The 11,139-nt window shown below is 58.0% G+C and carries 7 protein-coding genes; 6 read left to right on the top strand and 1 reads right to left on the bottom strand.

Annotation, left to right across the window (positions count from 1 at the left end):
• Window positions 1-3: 3 nt before the first annotated feature.
• Window positions 4-786, bottom strand: coding sequence for a response regulator transcription factor (locus FY112_RS34380; protein ID WP_017962682.1), 783 nt, complete (start codon window positions 784-786; stop codon window positions 4-6).
• 827 nt (window positions 787-1,613) lie between these two features.
• Between FY112_RS34380 and FY112_RS34390 the strand changes: the two genes are divergently transcribed.
• From FY112_RS34390 to FY112_RS34415, 6 genes are all read left to right on the top strand, one after another.
• Window positions 1,614-2,570 carry a fibrinogen-binding protein gene (locus tag FY112_RS34390; protein WP_131707652.1) on the top strand — a complete coding sequence of 319 codons (957 nt, stop codon included), beginning with the start codon at window positions 1,614-1,616 and terminating at the stop codon, window positions 2,568-2,570.
• A 143-nt stretch (window positions 2,571-2,713) separates the two neighbouring features.
• Window positions 2,714-4,747 carry a hypothetical protein gene (locus tag FY112_RS34395; protein ID WP_151520352.1) on the top strand — a complete coding sequence of 678 codons (2,034 nt, stop codon included), beginning with the start codon at window positions 2,714-2,716 and terminating at the stop codon, window positions 4,745-4,747.
• A 25-nt stretch (window positions 4,748-4,772) separates the two neighbouring features.
• On the top strand, window positions 4,773-7,070 hold the full coding sequence (locus FY112_RS34400) for a type I secretion system permease/ATPase (RefSeq protein ID WP_151520353.1): 2,298 nt from the start codon (window positions 4,773-4,775) through the stop codon (window positions 7,068-7,070).
• 5 nt (window positions 7,071-7,075) lie between these two features.
• Entirely contained in the window at window positions 7,076-8,425 is a 1,350-nt protein-coding gene (locus tag FY112_RS34405) for an HlyD family type I secretion periplasmic adaptor subunit (protein WP_017962678.1), read from the top strand.
• Between the two features lie 119 nt (window positions 8,426-8,544).
• Entirely contained in the window at window positions 8,545-9,036 is a 492-nt protein-coding gene (locus FY112_RS34410; RefSeq protein WP_017962677.1) for a hypothetical protein, read from the top strand.
• 269 nt (window positions 9,037-9,305) lie between these two features.
• A complete protein-coding gene (locus FY112_RS34415; protein WP_131720685.1) occupies window positions 9,306-10,958 on the top strand; it encodes a GNAT family N-acetyltransferase in 1,653 nt (550 codons plus the stop codon).
• The last annotated feature ends 181 nt before the right edge of the window (window positions 10,959-11,139 follow it).

Raw genomic sequence — 11,139 nt, forward strand, 5'->3', positions numbered from 1 at the left:
AGATCAATTGCGCCAGCGTCCGGACATGTCGTCTTCGCCGGCGGGATGCTCATTGAAGAAGCGGGATGCCGCTTCCGTGCGGTTTCGCACGTTCATCTTCTTGTAGATGTTGCGGACGTGAACCTTCACGGTATTCTCGGAAAGATGCAGCTTGTCGGCGATGATCTTGTTCTGCGTCCCCTTGCAGATGAGATCCAGGATCTGAACCTCCCGGGTGGTCAAAGCGGAGATGCTGTCGCGTCTTAGCTTGAGCGCATTGCTGCGGGCCGCATCGACCGATTTTGTCTGATAGAGCGAAGGCTCCAGCTGGGCGTTTTTGTTGGTGAGGCGATTGAGAAGTGCTGACGGAAAATGTTCGCCGCCCTTCATCAGTAGATCCACTGCAGCCATGAAGACATCGAGCCGGAGGTTGAGCGGCAGGACGCCATCGATGATCCGCGCTTCTACCAGCCGGCTGACATAAGTCTCGAGCATGTCGATAGCTTCTACGACAAGTCCGATCGAGGTTTCAGGATGGTTTTCGCGGACAGCCTGCAACGCTTCATGGAGCTCCGGGCCGGGTATATGGTAGAATAAAACGAGTTTCATATCGCCGGTATCTTTTTCCAGCATCGGCTTTGTACTCGTTATGCTTGCCACATCACAGTTCGGAAATTTCTTTGCCAGTGCTTCTACCATGCATTCTGAAAAAAGATCCGCCTTTGCTACCACTAATATAGTATCTCCGGACGAACCCAACTTCCTTCCCTGGTCCGCATTCTCCATTCCTGAGCCTGTCATGAACATATACGCCTCCCCTAGCGTTACACTTTACTCAACTTGGCGCGATGGCGGGTATTAGTTAGTAAGAAATGCCGACCCCAAAGTCATCGCTTTATTTTTTAGACATTTCTTAATTATGTTAATACGGATTGAGAAGGAAGGAAATGGCCCAAAGTAATTAGTTTTAGCGGACTAAAAACGATACGATACCAAGCAACGGTTGCATTCTTACTGCAGTATATACTTAGAGGCTATATTTGCCTTCACTATAGATGAGAGCTAAATGTAATGTTTCAGTACAGATTGTTATATTTTCATCATGCATGAAGTGTCGGATATGAGACAGGCAGACCTCGAAAGCTGCTCCTCAGCCCAGCGGCGAATGCCGGAAGTCCTGGATTCTCGCAGCTTAGCGTCGCCCCGGCTGAAGAAGTCTCAACGCTCCAACGACAGGGGCTAGCCGGAAGTGGCAAATCGGCCTTAGCCCGAATTGGTATCTATCGGATCCATATTCTTTACAGCATTCTGTGATCGTCGTCCAAGTGGCGACATGGAAAGCCATGCATTGTCATGCGTTTTTGATGCGCGGCCTCCATTTAGGGCAACCCAACGAAAAGAAAACCTGAATACTCCCTATCCTTCCCAGGATTCGGAGCCGGATATGTGCGGCCTTGTACTTAGTACGTACGTTCCCAATACCAACGGTTTGATCAACAAATCGCGATGAAGCTGCAGATGACCAGTATCGAATACATCTGCCGATGTTAACCGCATCGGAGCGAGCGCGAGTAAAATCCCATTTGAGATGAGAGGGATTTCGAAAAGCTGCTCCGGTTTTTCTGGAGAATGCAATGTCTGACGACACCGAAATCACGAAGGCCGGGGCGCTTGCCGACGGCTTTGCCAACAGCGCGATCAATTCGACTAAAATCGACGACGATTCGACCGGTTATGTCGGCGGCGTCGCCAATGGCGACAATCGCGACAATACCGACAACAGCGTCGACGTCGACGTCAAGTCGGAGATCGATGTCGCCGCCAACAATGGCGACAACCGCGACAACGAATATGACTGGAGCTATAAGTCCGACGACGATACGAGCACCAAGACCACGACGATCACCGATACCGACACCAAGACCGACTACGACTGGAGCTATGACAGCAAGTCATACAGCGACAACGATACCGACACCAAGACGATCACGGACACCGATACGAAGACCGTGACCGACACCGATATCAAGACCGTTACCGAGACGGATACGGATACGAAGACGGTTACCGACAGCAACAACACCTCCGACAGCTTCAACAAGACGGACACAGACTTCGCCGTCATCGAGGACGTCAAGGACTCCAATCTCGGCGTTGCCGGACACGACCTCACCTTCAACCTCGGGGACGACTTCTCCTTCACTCTCGACGTCGACAGCATCCTCAACAATTCGTTGACCGGCCAAGGCAATGACAGCGGCTTCAGCGCCGTCCAGGCGAACCATCTGGCTGACCAGGATAGCGCCTGGAACACCAAGATGGACAACGCAGGCGCTCAGAACCACCTGAATGCCAATGGCGGCACCGCCGACAGCGCAGAAGGCATGGAGATGGACGGCAAAGGCTGGGATCTCAAGGCCGGCGACGACGCCGCTGGTTCGAGCGCGGCCGATGCTTCGGCGATCCTTGCCAATTCCGGCTTCCACCTCGAGCTCGTTCAGGGTGCGAACCTGCTCAGCAACACAGTCGACTCCAGCGTCATCGGCGGCAATTCTCATGCCTCCGACGTCGGCGAGGATACCGGCACCTGACACGACCTCCAGCGACCAAGACGAACTGCACCGGCTCAAGCCGGTGCAGTTTGATTGCTTGAAAACGATTTGACGACCACACCACGGCTCCCCCGGCGGGCGCCACCAAGGCCGATCGTCATCTCGAATGGGAGGGCCGAACCATGCATATCGAGAAGATTTCGGAAATCATTGCGCACTTCATCGGTCTCTTCGAGATGACGACCGACGAGATGAGGTTGCGTGCCAACTATGCCGAAGGCGCAGGACCGGGCGCGGATGGACCGGCTCTGCCGGATCAGGATGCCTTTACCGCCGCCTTCTCTTCCGATCTCCAGCTCAAGGACTACGATCCGGGCATCAATTACAAAAGCGGCAGCTACGAAATCGAATTTGGCCCAGCGCGCCATTTCGGCCGCGTCTTCGAAGAGAGCCTCGAGAAGCTGGCGGCGATTGCCGGAAAGGACATCCCGTTACCGCATTTCGGCGACCCTACGGATATCGTGCTCACGGATGAGCCGGAACTGACAGTCTTTGCCGGGCCTGGTTCGGCGATCAGTCATGTCCTCCAGGTCAACGCCCTCTACGACGACGACTATCTCGATATGACGGATGGCGTCCATGCGCCTCGAGACACGAGTTTCGTCATCGAGCAGCTCGCGGATTTCAGCACAAAGGCCGAGATCTTCACGCCTTTTGCGAGCCTCCACCGGACAGATACCTATGATGACGCCCTGAAGATCGCCGAGGATCTCCAAAACTATATCCGGAATGCCAGAAATACCGAGGATAGCGGGGTGACCTCGCCCGATAGCGACGTGACGCATCATTTCGTCACCACCGAACCCATGGACGACAAAGTCTATGTCAACGGCAAGGCCGAGACCGATATACCGGTCCTCGACGACTTCCTGCCCGACCGCGGTCTCGCCAAGCTCCCGGAAGAACCCGATGACACCAATACATCCGTCGAGCAGACCGACCCGAGCGGCAACAGCCTTGAGGTGACCGCCGGTGCAAATCTCGTCGTCAACGTCGCCTCGGTGATCAATACCGGCGTCATCACCTCGGTCACGGCGGTGATGGGCAATTATCACCAGGTCGACGCGATCTCCCAGGCCTTTGTCTACAGCGACAACGACGAGATTGCTGCAACGCTGCGTTCATCCGGTCATTCGGCCGAGGAAGTGGGGACGGTTGCCAAGAATATCGCCCTCTTCGAACACAGCACCTTCGAAGCATCGAGCCATGCCGAGCCCGTTTCAGCCGATCCGACGTTCCCCAACAGCTGGCGCGTCAGCGTCATCGATGGCGACGTCTCCTTCGTACAGTGGATCGAGCAATATCACTTCGTCACCGACAACGACACGATGACGGTCACCACCTCAGGGTCCGAAGCCACGGTTCTGACGGGCGGCAATACTTCGATTAATTTCTCCTCCTTTTTCCAGATGGGCCTGCAATATGATCTGGTGATCATCGGCGGCAATGTGCTCGATATCAACAGCATCACGCAGGTCTCGCTGCTCTACGACAATGACTGGGTGCGGGCAGAGGGCGACCTCGATCCCGGCGCCGACCTACAAACAGGCAACAACCTGATCTGGAATTTCGCCTCGATCCACAATGTCGGGACGGGCGGCCCGTTCGAGGCCATGCCCGACTACATGGTCGACACGCAGAAGGCGATCGAAGATCGCGATCCCAACATGCCGGAAGGGCTGTCCTTCGATGTGAATTTCCAGGGATATGCCGGCCTCGACGTTCTCTATATCACCGGCAATCTCTACGACATGACGATCATAAAGCAGGTCAGCATCCTCGGCGATTCCGACGATGTGACCCAGGCGGCATCGACCATTCTCGAAAACAATCCCGACGCAACGGTTACGATCGACACGGGCAGCAATGCGGTCGTCAACATCGCCGAGATCGTCGACTACGACAGTTTCGGCCAGACGACCTATCTGGCAGGCCAGCTCTATTCAGACGCCATCCTCATTCAGGGCGGACTGGTGGAGCATGACACGACACAGCCACAGCCGGCCGACGACAGGCTCGCCAATGAAGTCATCGCTTTTCTCGACAATGACGATCCGGCGGGCGGCGATTGCGCTGACGGCGTCATCAATGCCGGGAATGATTTTTCATGGTCGTCGACGCACCCCGCCGACGTAATGCAAGCCATGGTCGCGTGACCTTGAGTATTGTGAGGGAACCACGATGAACCAGATTTCGAAACAAATCTTTGCGGCAGGCAGCGCCCTCGATCTGAGATCGGGTACTATTCCCTCCGCTGCTCCCTCGGATGCGCCGATGACCGATGTGTGCATATCCGCGATCGATGAGGCGGTAGAGAACCTTCGCAGGCTGAGCGGCGCCGCTGCTTCGTCTCGCCATGGCCGCAAGGAGACGTCCGAAGCTGCGGCCAACGAGGCTGCCGATATCAGACGCGCAAGCGCTACGCAGGCGCCCCTCCCGGAAAAGACGGCGGAGCCGGAAGCTGAAGTGGAAACGGCGCCTCCCGTCGCGGTGGCGCAGGGCCCGGCGACAGTAAAGATGCCGGAAGCGCCGGCCCAGCCGCAGATCGAAGCACGGGTGACCCCCGAACTGCCGAAAGAGAAGACCGAGCTTAAATCGAGCCCGACGATGCCCTTCGGCAAGACCATCGAAGGAGAAAGCGGTCCGATCAGCGAGAACGACAGGCGGCTGCGCACCGGCGGCGGCGGATACGGCAAGAATTCCGATCCCGGCGGGGGCGGGGGCGGGGGCGGGGGAAGCGGCGGCGGTTTTCACAAGCGTAGCGAGCCTGTGAATTTCGCCGCCAGCCTCTCGCGCGGCATGGCGGCGGTACGGCGCAATATGGTGGTCGTCATGATGTTCACGATCGCCATCAACGTCCTTCTGCTGGCGATACCGCTTTATCTCTTCCAGATATCCGACCGGGTGCTGACAAGCCGCTCCGTCGACACGCTCGTCATGCTCTCGATCGCCGTGATCGGCGCCGTGCTGCTGCAGGCCTTCATGGATTCGGTGCGGCGCTTCATCCTGATGCGCACCGCGGTGGAGCTCGAAGTGCAGCTCGGCGCGCCGATTCTCAGCGCTGCAGCGAGGGCATCGCTGCATGGCAGCGGCAAGGACTATCAGACGCTGCAGGATCTGCAGCTGCTGCGCGGCTTCCTGACATCAGGCACGCTGATCGCATTTCTCGATGCGCCGCTGATGCCGTTCTTCGTGGTCGTCGTCTATTTCGTGCATCCGCATCTCGGCATCATCATCATGGTCTGCTGCGCGGTGCTTTTCGTCATCGCCTATCTGAACCAGAAATTCACCGCCCGGCAATTCGCCGAATCCAACGGCTATCTCAGCCGGGCGAATTTCCATCTCGATTCCATGTCGCGCAATTCGCAGATCATCAACGCAATGGCGATGATCCCCGAGGCCGTGAAGATGTGGGGCCGGGAAACGGCGGGTTCGCTGAAATCGCAAGTCGAGGCACAGGACCGCAATATCATCTTCTCCGGCATATCGAAGGCCTGCCGCATGATCACCCAGGTCACCCTGCTCGGCTGGGGCGCACATCTGTCGCTCGCCGGCGAACTGACGGGCGGCATGGTGATTGCGGCCTCGATCATCTCGGGACGCGCGCTGGCACCAATCGAAGGCGCCATAGAAGGCTGGAACCAGTTCAACCGGTCGGCAACCGCCTATAGCAGGATCAAGGGACTACTGTTGAATTCCCCATTGAACTTCCCGCGCCTGCGACTCCCCAATCCCGAAGGCCGGCTCGATGTCGAACGCATTCTCTTCGTGCCGCCACCGCAAAAGAAGGTCATTCTCAACGGCATCTCCTTCTCGCTCAGGAAGGGGGAATCGCTTGCGATCATCGGTAATTCCGGGTCCGGCAAGACGACGCTCGGCAAGATGCTCGTCGGCTCGATCGTCCCGACATCGGGAAATGTACGCCTCGACCTGATGGATCTGCGCAACTGGGACCAGCGCCAGTTCGGCGAAAGCATCGGCTATCTGCCGCAGGACGTGCAGCTCTTTCCCGGCACGATCAAGGCCAATATCTGCCGCATGCGCGACGACGTCGACGATCACCAGATCTACGAGGCCGCGGTGCTGGCCGACGTGCACGAACTCATCGCCGGCTTCCCGCAGGGCTACGAAACCATCGTTGCAGCCGATGGCGCTCCGCTTTCGGGCGGCCAGAAGCAGCGCATTGCGCTCGCCCGTGCCTTCTTCGGCAATCCCAAATTCGTGGTCCTCGACGAGCCGAATTCGAACCTCGATACGCAGGGCGAGGCAGCCCTTGCCAGGGCACTGATCCACGCCAAGAAGCAGGGCATTACCACCGTCACCATTACCCAGCGCCCGGCTCTTCTCCAATGCGTCGACAAGATCCTTGTGCTCAAGGACGGCACTGTCGCCATGTTCGGGGAAAGGATCGAGGTGCTGCAGGCGCTTTCCAAGAACAACAGCAATAACGGTCAACAAGCACCGCGCATTGAGGGATGAACGACATGGGACGGAAAAATCGGGAGACGACCGGTCCGGCGCAGCTCGAGTGGTATAGCGATGTGCCGCGCTCGATCCGTGTGCACAGCATCGTCGGCCTGACGGTTCTCTTCACCTCGTTCGGAGGATTCGGCTTCTGGGCGGCGACGGCGCCGCTCGCCTCCGCCGTTATCGCGCAGGGAAGCTTCGTCGCGACCGGCAACAACAAGATCATCCAGCATCTGGAAGGCGGCATCATCAAGGAGATGCGCGTCAGCGAAGGCGATACGGTCAAGGAAGGCGACATCCTGCTGACCCTCGATCCCACAGCATCCCGCTCGAACGAGCGGATGCTGCAGCTTCGCCGCCTGCGCCTTGAAGCCGTCGTCGCCAGGCTCCGTGCCGAAGCGCAGGGCCTGCGCGAATTCCAGCTTCCCGATATCGTGACGAAGGAGGCCGGCGATCCCGACATCAACGCGATCATCCAGAGCCAGAACGTCGTCTTCCACAGCAAGCAGATCAAGCTCGAGGAGCAGCTCAATCTGATCGGGAAGAACATCGCATCGCTCGAATTCCGGTTCGCCGGCTATAGGGGCCAGCGAGAATCCTTCGAAAGGCAGCTGTCGCTGCTGACCGAGGAACGCGACTCCAAGGCTCGGCTGGTCAAGGTCGGCTATATGCGCAAGACGGATCTGCTTGCAATCGAGCGGGCGATCGCCGATGCGATGGGCGACATTGCTCGACTGAACGGCGAGTTGAACGAGAGCGAGGCGGAGATTGCCAAGTTCCGCCAGGAAGCCGTCATCGCCGTCAACTCCAACAAGCAGGCTGCACTCGATGCGCTCGAGACCGCTGAAACCGATCTGGACAGTGTGCGCCAACAGATGCGCGAGGCCGCCGGCGTGCTCGAACGCACCACTATCCGATCGCCGGTGTCGGGCACGGTGGTGCGCTCCTATTTTCACACAGCCGGCGGTGTCATCACGACAGGAAAGCCGATCATGGAGATCCTGCCGTCGCATGTGCCGCTGATTCTGGAAGCGAAGGTGCTGCGAACTTCGATCGACCAGTTGCATGAGGGAGAAACGGCCTCGATCCGCCTAACGGCGCTCAACCGGCGCACGACCCCTGTTTTGCAGGGCAAGGTCTTCTACGTCTCAGCCGATTCGATCGAGGAAAATGCGGGAGCTTCGGTCAAGGACGTCTATATCGTCCGCGTCGGAATACCCGATTCCGAGATTGCGCGGGTGCACAATTTCCATCCCGTTCCCGGAATGCCGGCCGAAGTGCTGATTCAGACGTCGGAACGCACCTTCTTCGAATATCTGAGCAAACCGATCACCGACAGCATGTCCCGGGCTTTCAAGGAGCGCTGATCGCTCACGATCCGGCCCAGGCGATCCGGTAGATATGACGGACTTGCCCGTTGTTCTGATGTAATGTCCGCATGTCCATCCCTTGAGGGATGGATCCCCTTGGGGAGAAAGGTTCAAGCATGGCGGCGATGTCCGATGTTCTGCTGCGGGTCGGCCGCCTGAACTATGTCTGGACGAACACCGAAAGCCTGCTGATCTACATCATCGCCCATCTTCTCCGGGTCGAAAAGGATGCGGCAATCGTCGTGTTCCTGACGCTGAACACCACGCGCGCCCGGATCGATCTCATCGAACGGCTGTCCAAGCTCGCTTCGACCTCCCCTTCCGACCGCAAGGCGATCCTTTCAGCCATGGCGCGGCTGAAGAAGGAATCCAAGATCCGCAACAAGTACAATCACTGCATCTATTCCTTCGACGAAAAAGGAGAGATCTCGAGCACGCAGCTGATGCGGCTCGTCGAGGACGACAAGCAGATCCGCTACGGCAAGATCGAACAGATGGACGCGCGCGAACTCGACCTTCTCGAAAAGTCGATTGCCGAGATCGTCGCCATCAGCCGGACGCTCTGGGCCTTCATCCATGCGAGCCCGCGGATCTCCGGCGAGCTCTGATCTAATCCTTATGTATCCATGTTCTCAAAACCGCTGCACACTTTCGGGCGATGTCCGTTGAAGTGCAGCATCCTTCAGGACCCGTTGCGCTTTAACGTTTTGAATCTGTGCATAATTCCTACCAGAAACCGGATGCGATTTTGGGTTATGCGCCGGCTCAGACTAATCCCATTTAGGCCACTTAAATCATCCGGACGGTTTATTTGAAGATCGGTGTTTCCCATTAGAATGAAACCTCCCGAGTGACGTATGGGGTATTGGGGGCGAGCATGCGCATAGATATCATCGACACCATTGCGGGGTTCGAGGCGGTACGCGAGAACTGGGATCAGGTCTTCCTGGACGATCCCGACGCGCAGCATTTCCTCTCCTGGATATGGCTGAAGAACTATCTCTCCCGCCGACGCCGCTGGTTTATTCTCGCCCTTCGCGAACGCGATCCCGAAGCACCCTATGTCGCCTTCTTCCCGCTGCGCCTCATCACGCATCTGAACGAGAAGACCGGGCTCTTCTACGACGAGATCATCATGGCCGGGAATTTTGCGGCCGATTATACCGGCTTCATCGTCAGACCGGACTACGAGCATCACGCCATTGCCGGCTTTGCTTCGTTTCTCAAACATCAGAACTGGACGGACCTGAAGCTCGAATATTTCAGCGGCCCAGCCGGCCGGCGCGAGAAGATGATCGAGGCGCTGCAGGGACCGGAGGTGATGTTTCGCGACAGCTCGCCCAAAAACAGCGAGAATATCGACAATACGATCTGCCCGATCGTCCCCCTGCCGGCAAGCTTCGACGACTATCTCGAACAGCGCATGAGCAGCCAGACGCGCCAGAAGCTCCGGCGGTTCCTGCGCAAGGTCGAAGGAGACGATATTTACCGGATCACGATGGCAACCGCCGAGACCATCGATCGGGACTTGGATATCCTCTTCAATCTCTGGCGGATCAAGTGGAGTGCCCGCAAAGGCACGGAGCGGACCGAGCGGCTGATCATCACCACACGCGAAATGCTGATGGACAGCTTCAACTGCGGCAATCTCGAGGTGCCGGTCCTTTGGCATGGCGACCAGCCGCTCGGCGCGCTGGCGAATATCGTCGACCGGCAGAAGAAGGCGATCCTCTTTTATATCACCGGTCGCGACGAGAACTGGAAGACGCCGTCTCCCGGTCTCATCCTGCATGGTTACTGCATCCGGCGGGCGATCGAGCACGGCTTCAAGACCTATGATTTCCTGCGCGGAAACGAACCCTATAAATACATGTTCGGGGTGGAGGAAAGGCGGATCAGCTGCACCCTGTTCCGCACCCGCAACGGCCAGAATCTGCATGGCGTGCTCAACCCGCGCAGCATTCGTTTCGTCTATGAGCAGGCGCTCGACATGTATCGCAACGGAGCCCGGAGCAGGGCGGAGATCGCCTTCAACCAGGTCCTGCAATCGGCTCCAGGCCATACCGGCGCGGAATTCGGGCTCGCCAATCTGCTATTCGACCGCGGCAAGCTGACGGAGGCATTGACTGCCTACAAGGTTCTCGTCGAGCAAGCGCCCGATCCGACACCGATCCAAATGCGGCTTGGCGATACGCAGCTTGCCCTGCATCAATATGAGCAGGCCGCAGAGACTTTCCGCCGGGTCGGCGAGATCGGGCCGCATCTTATCCAGGCACATTACAAGCGCGGTATCGCCCTTGCGGCCAGCAAACGGCTGGCCGAGGCGGAGGCCGTCTTCGCCGCGATCCAGGGTGTGCATTCGGACGATCCGGCCGCGCTTGATTACGCCACCAAGGCGGGTGTTGCCCTCGAGCGGCTGCGCTCGATCGCCGAGCCCGCTGCTGGCAAGACGGACGTCGTGCCGGAGACCATCGCCCGCTGGAACCGGGGACGGCAGCTCAGCGAGCGACGCCGACCACGTCTGCATTGACGAGATTCTCGTTTTTGCGGTCCGAGGCTTTCATGTGTTGTCTATTTGGGATTTGGTTTCGGTTTGAGGCTGTGTTGTTTTCTTTCCCACCGCGTCGGCTACGCCTTCTTGCGGCGCCCTGAAGAGGCGTTAACTCCTCGACCCGTTACGAGATACACAAAAGCCCGCACGAGGCGGGCTT

Origin of the sequence: Rhizobium sp. PEPV16, assembly GCF_008919455.1 — a bacterium.
In the GTDB taxonomy this organism is placed as follows: Bacteria; Pseudomonadota; Alphaproteobacteria; order Rhizobiales; family Rhizobiaceae; genus Rhizobium; species Rhizobium leguminosarum_Q.